The sequence below is a fragment of the Aedoeadaptatus ivorii genome (assembly GCF_900638585.1).
In the GTDB taxonomy this organism is placed as follows: Bacteria; Bacillota; Clostridia; order Tissierellales; family Peptoniphilaceae; genus Aedoeadaptatus; species Aedoeadaptatus ivorii.
This window is the reverse complement of sequence record NZ_LR134523.1, coordinates 1093238-1107104: the sequence shown is the minus strand read 5'-3', so window position 1 is coordinate 1107104 and position 13867 is coordinate 1093238. Positions and strand designations below refer to the sequence as shown.

Below are 13867 nucleotides of genomic sequence, written 5' to 3'. Positions count from 1 at the left end.
AAAAAACGGGAGATCCCTGGGGATCTCCCGTTTGCAAGTTTTGTTCTTATACGATTGAGGAAAGTACGTGGACCTTGGACACGATGCCCAGGAAGTTGTTGTCGTTGTCGACGACGGCGATGGGGTAGGGGGTTTCGGTGGCCATTTCCATCATATCGGTAAGCAAGGTATCGGGGCCGGTGGTGTACAGGTCGGTAATAAGGATTTCTTCCAGCGGCAGGGATTCGCGCACGGCGCGCAGGGTGTCGTAGACGTTTACCAGTCCCATGAGTTTCATATCGTCGCTTAGGACATAGGCGCTGGAGGTGTTGTTTCTGCGCATGGTGGCGATGGCGACCTCCGGTCCGTCGCTGATTTTTACCAAGCTGTCCGGCCGCGCCATTACATTGGACACGGTGAGGACCTGGGTCATGTCCGCGCTGTCGATAAATTGTTTCACGTAGTCGTTGGCGGGGTGCGTGCTCATTTTTTCGGGGGTATCGATTTGAATGATGTCGCCGTCTTTCATAATAGCGATGCGATCGCCGAGCTTAAAGGCCTCGTTGATGTCGTGGGTGATAAAGACGATGGTCTTGTTGAGTTTCTTTTGAATGGTGAGAAGCTCAAACTGCATGTCTTTGCGCACCAAGGGGTCTAAGGCGGAGAAGGGCTCGTCCATTAATAGGATTTCGGGGTCGTTGGCGAGGGCCCGGGCAATGCCGACTCTCTGCTTCATGCCGCCGGAGAGGCTCGCGATGGATTCGTGCTCGTGGCCCTCCAGGCCCACCATGGCGAGCATTTCCATGGCCTTTTGTGTGCGTTCTTCCTTGGGCACGCCCTTGATCTCCAAACCGTATTCGGCGTTTCCCAACACGTTGCGGTGGGACATCAGCCCAAACTGCTGAAAGACCATGGAGATGCTGTCCCGGCGGAAGCGGATCAGATCGTCTTTTTTGAACCGAAAGATGTCCTTTCCGTGAAATTCAACCGTGCCGGTGGTGGGGGTGTTTAAGCCGTTTAAGCAGCGCACCAAAGTCGACTTGCCGGAGCCCGATAGGCCGATGACGACAAAGGTCTCGCCGGGGTAGATTTCGAAGTCTGCGCCATAAAGGGCGACGGTGGTTTTGGTCTTTTGGTAGATTTCGCTTTTTGATAGACCCGATTTTTTCATCTCCAGCGCCTTTTTTTGTTCCGGGCCGAAGACGACGGATACGTCTTTTACGCGAAGAATGCTATCTTCCATCGTGTTTCACCTCGCTTTGTTTTACAAAACCTTGGGTAATGCGGTCTAAGATGACGGCTATAATGACGACGGCGATGCCCGAAATCAGTCCACGGCCGATTTCGATTTTGTTGACGCCGTCTAAGACTTCCATGCCTAAGCCCCGTACGCCGATCATAGAGGTGGTCACGACCATAGAGATCGCCATCATCAGGGTTTGGTTGATGCCGGTCATAATGGTGGGGAGTGCTTGGGGGATTTTTACCTTGAGGAGCGACTGCATCCAGGTGGAGCCGAATGCGACCGAAGCCTCTACGACTTCGGGGTCGATGCCGCGGATGCCGAGGCTGGTCAGTCGGATCATGGGGACCACCGCATAGATTGTGGTGGCGATGACGCCGGGCGCTTTTCCCAAGCCGAAGAAGAGCAGCGCGGGGATCAGATACACGAAGACGGGCATGGTCTGCATGGTATCTAAAATCGGGCGCACGATGCGGTCGGCGCGTTCGCTGGCGGAGATCAATACCCCCAGGGGAAAGCCCAGCAACAGCGAAATGAGTACCGATGCGATGATGATCGCCAAGGTTTCATTCATCATATCCCAATAGCCCACGGCGCCCACCAAAAAGAGGAGGACAGCGTAGAGGAGGGCGGTAGAAATTTTTCCCAATAGCTTCCACGTGGCGAAAAACACCGCCGCGATCAGCACGAACCAGGGGATAAATTCCAGTACGGACTGAATGGCGTTTACGAAGTCCGTAAGGCCGCGAGTGACGGCGCCAAAGAACCCGTCGTGTTTGACGCTGAAGTCGCGTACGGATTTATCGATGGCAGTGAAGTCTATGGGCAATTGAACGGGAAAGTCGTAGATAGAGCGCCGCCCTTTGCCGCCCTTTTCATCGAGGGCTTCGCGGAGTGTGGCGGCGTCTTCTTCGTTTAACCAGTCGTCTACGAGTTCGTCGTGTTCCTTCAAAAACCATTCCGCCGTTTCCTCGTAGTTCGCCTTGTTTTCTTCCATATAGGCGAGGGCTTCGGAGGTGAGTTCGCTGGAGGTATGGTATTTCTCGAGAAACTGCACCATATCGGCGTTTTTCGGATCGTCGTAAAAGGCGTTGCTTACGCCGACGGTAACCCGCATAGGCGGCAGTTCCGTTTCGCCGGCGTTAAACGCGGCTTCGTCGCGATAGGGTTCGTCTTCCAAGAGCACCATATCGTACATTCCCAAAAGGGCCGTCGGTTCCCAGTAGTAGGCCGCCACCGGTTCGCCCTTGTCGTAGGCATCGATAATCGCGGTTTGCAGCGCCGTGTCGGAACCGGGGCTGAAGTAGACGAAGCTCTCGTCCAAGCCGTAGTGAGCGAACTTGCGCTGTAAGATATTGTCCACTTCCCAGCCTGTGATGGCGCCGTACATTCTGCCCTTCGACGGGTTTTCCGGATCGGCGAAGACTTCGGGATATTGCTTGAGATCCCGAATGTGCTTCAGATCGGGCGCGGTGGGTTCGATCCCCCGTTCGGGATCGCCTTCGATCACGTAGCGGGGCACGTAAATGCCCTGGTAGTTGTCGTCGAAGTTGATGCCGAGTTCTTGAAGCTTGCCCGCATCCAGATCCGCTAAGTACTTGGGCAGATTGTCGGTCCATTCTTCCATTTGCACGTCGATTTCGCCGATCAACAGCCCTTCGTGCACCACGGCAGAAGAACCGGGCGTTTCTTCCCAATCGTAGTCATACACTTCTTTTGCCACTTTGCCCGCCACGGCGTTGTGGAATTTGTTGCTCTCCCAGCCCGCATCGCCGAAGGTAATGGTTCCCTTTTCGGAAGCGGCGTAGACGGGAATCGACAAGAGCATCGTAAGCATTGCCAAAACGAGCGCGAGTGATCGTCGTTTCATATACAGCCTCCTTTTCTGTGTGTTTCGTGTAATCGTCTTAAAAGGAAAAATCGTCTTGATATTAAAAAGCATACCCAAAATATTCTTGAGTTCTCGAGAATAAAAGAAAACCATAGCGCAATTATATATGTTAATACCAAAAAGAACAAGTTTAGAGACGGTGGACCCACACAAAGCGCGTTTTTACTGCCAATGATCGTGCTATAATAAAATTATATACGGGTTAAGTGCAAATATTTCGATTGTCATTTTAAGCTACAGAGCCGCTACAGAATATGTGGTGCAAACTAAGAAACAAAAGGAGATACCATGAGCGACATTAGACAGGAAGTCAAAGACTATTACAGCAAGATCACTGTAGAAAAAGAAGGGACAATGGAGACCAATATCTGTTGTTCCTTGGATGCGGTGCCGGCACATATCGCCGAGGTACAGGCGAAGATCCACCCCGAGATCGTAAAGCGCTTTTACGGGTGCGGATCTCCCATTCCGCTGGCGCTCGAGGGCTGCACCGTTTTGGATCTGGGTTGCGGTACGGGCGTCGATGTCTACACCGTATCGAAGTTGGTAGGCGAATCCGGCAAAGTAATCGGCGTGGATATGAACGACGATCAATTGGCTATCGCCAAGCGCTACCGCGACGAAATGGCCAAGGCGTTCGGATTTTCCGCTTCGAACGTCGAATTTAAGAAAGGCTTTATCGAAGACCTCGCCGCCATGGGCATCGAAGACGAATCGATAGACGTCGTCATCTCCAACTGCGTCATCAACCTCTCGCCCGATAAAGAATCCGTATTCCGCGAAATCTGGCGAGTTCTGAAGACCGGCGGCGAGCTCTACTTCTCCGACATCTTCGCCGACCGCCGCGTGCCCGAGGCGATTTCGAACGACGAAATGCTCCGCGGCGAGTGCCTGGGCGGCGCCATGTATAGCGAGGACTTTCGCCGGCTGATGCAGAGTGTGGGTTGGAAGGACTTCCGCTATATCAAAAATGTAAAGGCGGACATCGGCAATGCCGAGATCGAGGAGAAGATCGGCAATATCGGCTTCAGTTCCGCCACCATTCGCGCCATCAAGCACCCCGAATATATCGAAGACATCTGCGAAGAATACGGCCAAGTGGCCATCTATCGCGGGGGGATCTTGGGGAGCGAAAATTACTTCGACTTGGACGACCATCACCGCTTTATCAAGGATCTGCCGCTGCGCGTCTGCGGCAATAGCTGCTGTATGGTAGAAAATACGCGCTTTGGCAAGTATTTTGAAATCATCGGCGATCGTTCCCGCCATTTCGGCCCCTTCGAGGGTTGCGGCAGCGTTCCCGCGGCGGCGGAATCCGCATCGGAAGGCGAATCCGGCAGCTGCTGCTGTTAAGGGCAAAAGATCGGGAGTGACCCCGGTCTTTTTTATTGCGCAACATTCTAATGTGCAGAAATATCGCGAAATATTAAAAAATCCCTTGAAAAAATGACGCGGTGTCATATATACTAAAACCATAGATGACACATCGTCATTTATAAAGGAGGAATTATTTTGAAACGCAATACACTCGCAGCCGTCGCCGGTCTGTTGTGGATCTTGGCGGGATCTATGGTATTAAAGATCGGCGTTGGCGCACAAATCGCATTAGAAGGCGCCGCTTTGTGGTGGTTGCCCGTAAGTGCGGCGATCGGCTTTATTTTTTACAGCAAGATCTTTTCGTCGCTACAAGAAAAAAACCGCGTGCGCATCGGAATGATGGACGAGGCCGCCATTCGCCCGTGGTCGTTTTTTGACAAAAAGAGCTATTTGATTATGGCGTTTATGATGACTTTCGGCATTTTGTTGCGCAAGTCCGCGTTGCTTCCGACGCTCTTTTTTGCGGTATTCTATACCGGACTCGGTGCGGCGCTCTTTGCCGCCGGAGTCAAGTATTTCTGTCAACTGTTTGCACGGGGAGGCGTATGCGATGCCCAAGGCGACCTTTTATAATCTGAGCGAAGAAAAACAGGCGCGGATTCTCGAGGTGCTGAAGCACACGTTTCAGACCAAGACGATTTTCGAGGCGAATGTAAAGGAAATCGTCGAGGCGTCGGAGATCGCCCGCGGCAGCTTTTACCAGTACTTCGAGAATCTCGAAGAGGCGTATTTTACCATCCTCGACCGCGAGACCGTAGACATTCACGATCTGTTTATGGCGCTATTGACCGAACAAGAGGGCGACGTCTTCGCCGCTCTGGAGGAATATGGCGACCGCTTGGCGGAGATCTTGTTTGTCGAGGGCAATTACGGCATCTATAAGAACCGATTTTTGTACTGGACCCCGGGGCTCGAAGAAGGCTGGCAGGCGTATCGGAAGAGCGCGGCCGCCGGTGCGAGCGACAGGGATCGGTATCTGTATCGGGAAGAGATGCAGTTTATAAAGGCCGTCGTGCACAATCTGATTCAACGAAATTTTTTGGAGAAGTGGGACGCGCAGGAATTTGTGCGGCACTATAAGCAGTACGCAGCGTGGCTGAAAGGAGGGGTGCACATTGATGGCACTCGGTGAATCTTTATTCGATGTATTCTATCTGTGCGTGGTCATCGGGTTGGGCGTGCGCCTGCTCTTTACCCGCAAAGAAGGGGCAAAGCTGTTCGGTTGGATGGCGGTGCTGTTGGGAGCGGGGGATGCCTTTCATCTGATTCCCCGCATCCTTTCCCATATGAGTCCCGGCGGATTCGGCGCCTATGAACGCGCCCTCTCTATGGGACAATTTGTGACGAGCATTACCATGACGATCTTTTATGTGCTCTTTTACTTCTATTACAAGGCCCAAAGCGGCGATTCGGACAAGAAAAAAATGGCGGCGATCCTCGTCCTCGCCGCGGTTCGCATTGTCTGCGTGCTCTTGCCGCAAAATGGCTGGGGCAGCATGCCCGGCGACTATACCATGGGAATTGTGCGAAACATTCCCTTTGCGATTATGGGGATACTCCTGATCCTATGGACCTATCGCCATCGCCACAAAGCGGGACTCCAATACATGAGCCTGCTGATCTTCTTGAGTTTTGCCTTCTATATCCCCGTCGTCCTATGGGCGGACACCCGGCCCGCCGTGGGGGCACTTATGATGCCGAAGACATTGGCCTATGTGGGCATCGTCGTGGTGGGATTCCGCCACTTCGTCCCCGCATTCGGCGCCGAGAGCATTTTGGACCAGGCCCTTACCTTTGGGGTGATGGGCCTCGTGGGCGGAGTATGGTACCGGGAGTTCACCAAGTTTTTCGGTTATACCGCCCCCAGCCATTTGAGCAAACTTCACGTGCATACCCTGGCGCTGGGCTTGATGGTGCTTTTGATCGCGTATCTATTCGTGCGCACATCGGATGCAAAGACGCTTGCGCGATTCCGCCGGCCGTTTTATCTTTACAACATCGGCCTGGTATGGACCCTCGCCGCCATGCTCGCTTACGGCATCTACGACGTCGTGGCAGAAGGCGCGGGTACGATTTCGGAAGCGGCGCTTTCGGGGGTATCCGGCATGGGACACATCCTCTTGGGGGTCGGCTTGATATGGCTCTTCGTGCGGATCAAAAAAGGACAGAGACAAATCGCATAACCGTAAATCCTCGATGCATCGGCGTCGGGGATTTTTTTATTGCTCGCAATTCTGAGGTTCGGATACATTAAAATCGGATACAGATACAGTATCGCAGTAAAATGATTTGGGAGGTGGCTATGAACAAAATATGTGTATTGTTGTTCGACGATTTTGAGACACTGGATGCCTTTGGGCCCGTACAGGTTTTCGGGCGTATGAACGATCGCTATACATTGCGATATGTGTCTTTTGAAGGCGGCATTAAGGTGAGTAGACAAGGAGCGCGGATAGAAACCGAGGCAATCGATGATATTGCACTTTTCGATATTCTGCTCGTACCGGGCGGTATGGGGACCAGGGAATTGATTCGGAATGTGGCATTTATTCGAAAATTGCGAGAGGTTGCACAAAAAGCAGCCAATGTACTGACCGTTTGTACCGGCTCGGCACTGTTGGCGAAGACGGGATTGCTGGACGGGAAGGATGCGACGAGTAATAAAATGGCATGGGACTGGGTGATATCGACGAACGCACAGGTAAACTGGCAGAGTTCTGCGCGGTGGTCTATATCGGAGAAATATTATACCGCCTCGGGGATTTCCGCCGGCATCGATATGGCACTCGGATTTGTTGCTGACCATCACGGCGTATCCACGGCAGAGGCCGTAGCGCGAGAAATTGAATATATCTGGAATCGCAATCCCGATACCGATCCTTTTGCTGTAGAAAAGGAATAACAGAGAGAACACACGCAAATTTCATATTTTTATACACAATCGCGGGTATAAGGGAAAAGAGAAATAAAAGGCATACGAAAGGAGAATGACTATGGCGAAATTCGACGAAGCGCAATATTTTGACGAACTGGAACGCGTCGGAAAAGAAATTTCCGGCGAACAGCTGCCCACGCGGCCCGGGGTAGAAGAAGAAATGCAAACCGAACCCGTATACGACGCCGATTTTGAGGGGGCGGGGCGGCTTTCGGACAAAGTCGCCGTAGTTACCGGCGGCGACAGCGGCATAGGCCGTGCGGTGGCGATCGCCTATGCGAAAGAAGGCGCGAAGGTCGCCATCGTCTTCCTAAAAGAATGCGAAGACGCGGAGATAACCGCCGAGGAAATCCGCGCCGCGGGCTCCGAAGCGCTCATTCTCACCGGCGATGTGGGGGACAAGGCGTTTTGCGAAGAGGCCGTCGAAAAGACCGTCGACGCCTTCGGAAAAATCGATATTCTCGTCAACAACGCCGGCGAGCAGCACCCGCAAGAGAGCATACTCGACATCGACGAGGCGCAGTTGGTGCGCACCTTCCGCACAAACCTCTTCTCCATGTTCTTTATGGTGCAGGCGGCGCTTCCCCATATGCAGGCATATGCGAGCATTATCAACACGGCGTCGGTGACCGCCTATGAAGGCAATATTCTGCTTTTGGATTATTCCGCCACCAAGGGCGCCATCACCGCTTTTACCCGCTCCCTCGCCCAACAACTGGCGGAACAGAAGATCCGCGTCAACCAAGTCGCACCGGGGCCCATCTGGACGCCGCTGATTCCCTCTACCTTCGAGGCGGATCACGTTAAAAATTTCGGAAAGAATACCCTGATGGAGCGGGCGGGACAACCCGTCGAACTGGCGGAGGCCTATGTATTCTTGGCCTGGGCCAAGGGTTCGAGCTTTATCACCGGACAGACCATCCACATCAACGGCGGCCAATTCGTCTGCAGTTGATATAGGGTAGAAAACCCTGCGGAATGGGGAAAGACTTCCCGTTCCCGGGGTTTTTATGTTGCGATGGATTATAATAGGAAGAAGATGCGAACCACCGCGAAAGGATTGGATAGGAGAGGCCATGCAAAATATACTGATTGTAGAAGACGATCCGATTATCGGCGCCGAGATCGAAGCATTTCTGAACGAAGCGGACTATGCCGCAAAATGGGTGCGCTCGTATCGCGCAGCGCATGATTTGCCAAAGGAGGTTTATGATCTCGCGATACTGGATCTGAACCTGCCCGATGGCGATGGCATGGCACTCCTCTCTTATCTCTCTGCGACGGGCGCAAAAGTCATCATCGCCACCGTAAAGGACGATCCCGGGTTTATCGCTTCCGCTTTGGATCGGGGAGCCGACGACTACATCACCAAGCCCTTCGACTTGCGGGTGTTGCGTGCGCGGATCGACGTGAGGCTTCGGGAAAGCGAGGTGGGGGAAAGGAAAATCCGCACCCATCGCGATTGCCGCTACGATTCCACACGCGGAACGATCGAATACCGGGGCAAAGTGGCCGATCTTACGGCGCTGGAATTTCGGATCCTGTCGTACTTTATCTGTAATCCCAACCGCATTTTTACCAGAGAGCAGCTGTTGGCGCGGTTTTGGGACGAGCGGGAAAACTACGTGAACGACAATACCTTGACGGCGACAATCAAGCGGATTCGGGACAAGACAGAAAAGGATGTAATCACCACGGTGCGCGGCATCGGGTACAGAATGGAGTGAGTATGGTTGTTTTTTTATGGGGTGCGAGCCTTGTGTGTCTGTATATATATCTGGAGCGCAGAAAGAGAAATCGCATTGCGCAGCTTTTGTCGTCGGTAGAGGGTATGAACCGGGGCCGATATCGGGCGGAAATGGCGCAGGACGATTTTTCGATCCTCGAAGACGAGATCTTAAAGCTGTTTATAGAAGCGGTAGAAGCGCGAGAAGAGACGCAGAGTCTTGCCAAGCGGCAGGCGCAGAATGTAGAGGACATTGCCCATCAGATCAAGACGCCCATCGCGGGGATACTGTTGCAGCTGGAGCGGCGCGGTAATGCGGACGAAAGCGAGGGATTGTATAGGCAGTTGCTGCGGCTGAATACCTTGGCGGACGATCTGTTAAAGCTCGCGAGTCTCGATGCGGGCGGCGGCATGGTGCGGGCGCCCTTTCCCCTCGCCGAAGCGGCGGCGTATGCGAAAGAGATCGTGGAAGATATGTTAGATGCGCGGCATATTGCCTGTGCAATCGACATGGGCGAAGAGGTCGTCGTCGGCGATTTTTATTGGATTTCAGAGGCGCTGATCAATCTACTGAAAAACGCCGCGTTCCAAACGGGCTGCAGCCGCATCGCCATCACCTCCGCCTCGAACCCTCTGTATACTTCTATTGCCGTAGAGGATGACGGCGGGGGAATCCCCGCGGCAGAGCGAAAAAAGATCTTTCGCAGATTCTACAAGTCACCGGACTCCGACGGCTTCGGCCTGGGGCTTGCCATGGCGAAAAAGATTGCCGAAGAAAACGGCGGAGAACTCGAGGTCGAAGAAGGGGCGGCGGGAGCGCGTTTCGTAATGAAATTTTATCGTGTCACCGAAAAGTCATCTTAGGGCCATAGTATGGACACAGAATAGGGGGGCATACTATGGAGTTGATACGAACGGAACATCTGGTGAAAATATACGGGGCGGGCGAGCGGACCGTGCGCGCCGTTGACGACGTGAGTCTGTGTATAGAGCGGGGCGAATTCGTCGCCCTGGTGGGGCCGAGCGGCAGCGGAAAATCCACCTTTTTACATATGCTCGGCGGGGTGGATACGCCCACGTCGGGGAAAATTTTTATAGAAGGGCGCGACATCGCCGGGCTATCGAGCAAGGAACTGGCGCACTATCGGCGGCGCAAGGTGGGGCTCATCTACCAATTTTACAATCTGATACCCGACATCACCATACGGCACAATATCGAACTGCCGCTGGTCCTAGACAAAAGAAAGATCGACAAAGTCTTTCTTCGGGAACTGGCGGCGCGCCTCGGCATAGAAGACAAACTCGATGCCTTTCCCGGCGAGCTTTCCGGCGGCGAGCAGCAGCGGGCCGCCATTGCCCGAAGTCTGATCTACCGACCGTCACTTATTTTGGCGGACGAGCCCACGGGCAACTTGGACCGGGAAAACTCCAAGGAGATCATCGAGATCCTAAAGTATTTTAATCGGAGCCTAAACCAGGCGATTCTCTTGATTACCCACGACGAAAAAATCGCCATGGAGGCGGAGCGGATCGTCACCTTTGTAGACGGAAAGGTGGTGGCAGATGCGTACAATGCGTAAGCAGAACTTTCCCATCGGCATCGCCATTTTGGTAACCACGATCTTCTACACATTTATTCTCTTTAGCGCCTATTCAAGCAGTGAAGCCATGCGACAAAGCTTGCGGGCCGAATTTCCCTTTGACGCCGCATTCAATCGTCCTCTGTCGGCAGAAGAGACGAAGAAAATCGAAGAGGTAGAGGCATTGGCGGCGGTATCGACCCTCGGGAAACCCGAATCGGCAATGACGGGCGATGCAGTACTGGTGCATAGAGCGGTAGATGCGGTGTATTATTCGCTGATGGGCGACGACTTCTTTTATGAAGGTCGCGCGCCCCGCGGCGAAGGCGAGATCGCGATTTCGGCGGGTCTTTGTGCCGAACGGGGCATTCGCATCGGCGATGCCATCGAAGTGAAATTCGGAGATCGGATGGTGGACGGCAAGGTGATCCCCGAGGAGGCGACGTGGAGCGGGGCAGAAGCCTTCCGCGAGAAGCGCGACTGTCGCTATGTCGTAAGCGGCATCGTCCGCAACGAATACAATGCCGAGGCGGGCATCCACGTCACCTATGCGCCCTTTGATGCGCACACCACAGCCGAAAAGACCGTCGTTCGTTTCCACGACTTCCGAAGGGCGTATGAGGCGCGGAAAGAATTGGTGGAGCACATCTACACGGCGACGGGAAGCGGCGATCTGCACCTCAACTTCGACAAACATTGGATTCACCACTACCATCTGGGGGAGGAGACGCAGAGTTTTTTAGATCGCTATGGTTCCGCCATCGTAAGCGGGCTGGGACTTCTTTTGGGCATACTCTTCTTTGTATTTTTTATCAAAAACGTATTCGCCGTCTGGGGCCTCGAGAAAATCCGAAAACTCTCTATGTATAAGTCCATCGGATCCACCGATGGGCAGATCTATCGTCTTCTCCTCAAAGAAGCCATGCAATTGGCGGTGGCACCCGTCTTGGCGGGACATATACTGGGAATCGGGCTCGGTGTATTGCTTTCGGATCGCATGGCGGCAGAAGGCGGCCGCAGCTTCTATTATCATCCGTTGATCAGCCTCGGCGTCGTGGGCGTGACCCTCACAATTCTTCTACTCGCCATCCGCGCCCCGGCGAAGCGAATCGCCCAAATCCCGATTATCGAGGGCATACGGGGCAATGTAAAAATGCATTCGAGCAAAAAGAAGCGTCGGTCCGACTTGTGGAAAGAACTCGCCCGCAACAATCGAACCGTGCTGCGCGCCCAACGCTATGTATCCGCCGTGGGGATTGCGCTTCTCGCCGCGCTTTGCCTCGTCTACGGACTCGCGACCTACGAACGGGTGCGCTTTTCCTACGATAGCGAATACAATGTGGAGGTGTCGTATCTTGCAAATGGTACGAAGTATCCCGGAATCCTGCGTCGGCTACAGGAAGAGGTTCCCCACGAAAGAGGATATTTGCAGGCGCAGAAATATATTCGCATCACACTCGATGCGCCGCTTTCCGATGCCGCGCGGGCTGCCAAACTCGACGAAGTGATGCAAAATTCCGGCGGAGTGGAGGGGCTGATTGTGGGTTTGGATCCAGCCGCCTTTCAGGAAATAGGAGGAAAGCCAGGGGAGGTTCTTCTTTACAACCGCACCCAAAAAGATCCCAAGGCGCCCATTGCCGATGCGGAGTGGATTCCCTTGTTTCAGGAAGTCGACCATATCGACTACGACATTTCCGAAGAAGAACATGCGTTGCAACAGACCGTGCCGGTGCGATTGGTGAACGAATTGCCTCGGCAGTATGTACACAGGATTTTTCCTTTGCAAGTGTGCATGTTTACCGATCTGGATACCTTTATGCGTTTACGCGGCAACTTCGTCGAAGCCTACCGGCAGGCGCAAGTTGACGTTCCGGCGGGCGAGTACGGCCTCTTTCTAAAAGTGCCGAAAGATCGGGAAGCGGCCGTAAAGGGAGAAATTAACCGCAGGCTCAAACGGCATATCGCCTATGACGAAAGTTATTCAGTGCGCACCAAGGGCGAGCAAGACTTCTTCGAATCCGAAGACTTAAAAGCCTTATTGTGGATGATGGGCGCTCTGGGCACTCTGGTGGCACTGATTAACTTCAGCAATGCCTACGCCTCGGTAAAGAGCGGCATACTGCACCGCAGCCGGGAGATCGGCATATTGCGCTCCCAAGGCATGGAAGAAGCGGACATTCGGCGACGCATGGTGCGAGAATATGCGAAGGAGCAGCTGCATTCGCTCATCGTCGCCGTGGGCATTACCGCCGTTATGATGTTGTATGTGCATCTATTCAGCGGCAACTATCCCCTTTCGATTCAGATCAAATACTTTCGCTGGGATCTGTTTGCCCTTTTTGCCGCGCTTATTTACGGCATGAATCTAATGATATTTCGAAGCGAGGTCGACAAACCGCTTCGGTCCTCGATATTGTCTTTGATACGATAAGCAAAAACGCCGCATGGACTTTTCCGGCGGCGTTTTTATGTGTTTCGATAGGGATTATTTTCTCGGAGGAACATGATGTGGTAGAGGGGCGAATGGTGGTCGACGGGCAACTGCCCCTTACCAAGGAATGTTATGCAACGAAAGCCGTACGGAACCGCAGGATGTACAGTTTTGTTTTGGGGGAAAAGACTCGTAATAGGTAACATACGAACAGTCGACCCGCAATAGCAAACTCGAGATCCGTTCGACTCCGCTTCGCTCCGCTCAGGATGACAAATTATTATCACGTCTCTTATTGTCATTCTGAGCGAGGAACTTTGTTCCGAGTCGAAGAATCTCTTTCCCTAGAAGTGTCATGCAAAGAAGCCCATGCCGAAACGTACTATGTATCTTGTCGAATTTTGGCAACAAGCAGCGCAATAGGTAACATACGAACAGTCGACCCGCAATAGCAAACTCGAGATCCGTTCGACTCCGCTTCGCTCCGCTCAGGATGACAAATTATTATCACGTCTCTTATTGTCATTCTGAGCGAGGAACTGTGTTCCGAGTCGAAGAATCTCTTTCCCTAGAAGTGTTATGCAAAGAAGCCCATGCCGAAACGTACTATGTATCTTGTCGAATTTTGGCAACAAGCAGCGCAATAGGTAACATACGAACAGTCGACCCGCAATAGCAAACTCGAGATCCGTTCGACTCCGCTTC

The 13867-nt window shown here is 53.2% G+C and carries 12 protein-coding genes; 10 read left to right on the top strand and 2 right to left on the bottom strand.

The genetic code is table 11. The annotated features are described in order from the left end of the window. Positions 1–46: 46 nt before the first annotated feature. Both EL294_RS05555 and EL294_RS05550 read right to left on the bottom strand, forming a co-directional pair. Positions 47–1222 carry a quaternary amine ABC transporter ATP-binding protein gene (locus tag EL294_RS05555; protein WP_126465690.1) on the bottom strand — a complete coding sequence of 392 codons (1176 nt, stop codon included), beginning with the start codon at positions 1220–1222 and terminating at the stop codon, positions 47–49. Continuing rightward, entirely contained in the window at positions 1212–3092 is a 1881-nt protein-coding gene (locus tag EL294_RS05550; RefSeq protein WP_126465689.1) for a glycine betaine ABC transporter substrate-binding protein, read from the bottom strand. Before EL294_RS05550 ends, EL294_RS05555 begins: the two co-directional genes overlap by 11 nt. Before the next feature lie 309 nt (positions 3093–3401). Between EL294_RS05550 and EL294_RS05545 the strand changes: the two genes are divergently transcribed. From EL294_RS05545 to EL294_RS05500, 10 genes are all read left to right on the top strand, one after another. Next, complete coding sequence (locus EL294_RS05545) at positions 3402–4466, top strand: methyltransferase domain-containing protein (protein WP_126465688.1); 1065 nt, start codon at positions 3402–3404, stop codon at positions 4464–4466. A gap of 159 nt (positions 4467–4625) precedes the next feature. After that, positions 4626–5063: a hypothetical protein gene (locus tag EL294_RS05540; protein WP_126465687.1), complete on the top strand. Its 438-nt coding sequence runs from the start codon at positions 4626–4628 to the stop codon at positions 5061–5063. Continuing rightward, on the top strand, positions 5041–5622 hold the full coding sequence (locus EL294_RS05535) for a TetR/AcrR family transcriptional regulator (RefSeq protein WP_126465686.1): 582 nt from the start codon (positions 5041–5043) through the stop codon (positions 5620–5622). Before EL294_RS05540 ends, EL294_RS05535 begins: the two co-directional genes overlap by 23 nt. Next, on the top strand, positions 5609–6673 hold the full coding sequence (locus EL294_RS05530; RefSeq protein ID WP_126465685.1) for a DUF2871 domain-containing protein: 1065 nt from the start codon (positions 5609–5611) through the stop codon (positions 6671–6673). The genes EL294_RS05535 and EL294_RS05530 overlap by 14 nt, the downstream gene beginning before the upstream one ends. Before the next feature lie 101 nt (positions 6674–6774). After that, positions 6775–7392, top strand: coding sequence for a DJ-1/PfpI family protein (locus EL294_RS05525; RefSeq protein ID WP_331852442.1), 618 nt, complete (start codon positions 6775–6777; stop codon positions 7390–7392). A gap of 91 nt (positions 7393–7483) precedes the next feature. Then, positions 7484–8380: a glucose 1-dehydrogenase gene (locus EL294_RS05520; protein WP_126465683.1), complete on the top strand. Its 897-nt coding sequence runs from the start codon at positions 7484–7486 to the stop codon at positions 8378–8380. Between the two features lie 121 nt (positions 8381–8501). Then, positions 8502–9152, top strand: a complete 651-nt coding sequence (locus EL294_RS05515; protein ID WP_126465682.1) for a response regulator transcription factor — start codon at positions 8502–8504, stop codon at positions 9150–9152. A 2-nt stretch (positions 9153–9154) separates the two neighbouring features. Then, positions 9155–10015, top strand: coding sequence for a sensor histidine kinase (locus tag EL294_RS05510; protein ID WP_126465681.1), 861 nt, complete (start codon positions 9155–9157; stop codon positions 10013–10015). A 35-nt stretch (positions 10016–10050) separates the two neighbouring features. Continuing rightward, on the top strand, positions 10051–10731 hold the full coding sequence (locus EL294_RS05505; protein WP_126465680.1) for an ABC transporter ATP-binding protein: 681 nt from the start codon (positions 10051–10053) through the stop codon (positions 10729–10731). Then, positions 10715–13162: an ABC transporter permease gene (locus EL294_RS05500; protein WP_126465679.1), complete on the top strand. Its 2448-nt coding sequence runs from the start codon at positions 10715–10717 to the stop codon at positions 13160–13162. The genes EL294_RS05505 and EL294_RS05500 overlap by 17 nt, the downstream gene beginning before the upstream one ends. Positions 13163–13867: the final 705 nt, after the last annotated feature.

Bases quoted from the DNA above. Each gene is read 5' to 3' on its own strand.
- EL294_RS05555 (WP_126465690.1), bottom strand. From the start codon at position 1,222: ATGGAAGATAGCATTCTTCGCGTAAAAGACGTATCCGTCGTCTTCGGC.
- EL294_RS05550 (WP_126465689.1), bottom strand. From the start codon at position 3,092: ATGAAACGACGATCACTCGCGCTCGTTTTGGCAATGCTTACGATGCTC.
- EL294_RS05545 (WP_126465688.1), top strand. From the start codon at position 3,402: ATGAGCGACATTAGACAGGAAGTCAAAGACTATTACAGCAAGATCACT.
- EL294_RS05535 (WP_126465686.1), top strand. From the start codon at position 5,041: ATGCCCAAGGCGACCTTTTATAATCTGAGCGAAGAAAAACAGGCGCGG.
- EL294_RS05530 (WP_126465685.1), top strand. From the start codon at position 5,609: ATGGCACTCGGTGAATCTTTATTCGATGTATTCTATCTGTGCGTGGTC.
- EL294_RS05525 (WP_331852442.1), top strand. From the start codon at position 6,775: ATGATTTGGGAGGTGGCTATGAACAAAATATGTGTATTGTTGTTCGAC.
- EL294_RS05520 (WP_126465683.1), top strand. From the start codon at position 7,484: ATGGCGAAATTCGACGAAGCGCAATATTTTGACGAACTGGAACGCGTC.
- EL294_RS05515 (WP_126465682.1), top strand. From the start codon at position 8,502: ATGCAAAATATACTGATTGTAGAAGACGATCCGATTATCGGCGCCGAG.
- EL294_RS05510 (WP_126465681.1), top strand. From the start codon at position 9,155: ATGGTTGTTTTTTTATGGGGTGCGAGCCTTGTGTGTCTGTATATATAT.
- EL294_RS05505 (WP_126465680.1), top strand. From the start codon at position 10,051: ATGGAGTTGATACGAACGGAACATCTGGTGAAAATATACGGGGCGGGC.
- EL294_RS05500 (WP_126465679.1), top strand. From the start codon at position 10,715: ATGCGTACAATGCGTAAGCAGAACTTTCCCATCGGCATCGCCATTTTG.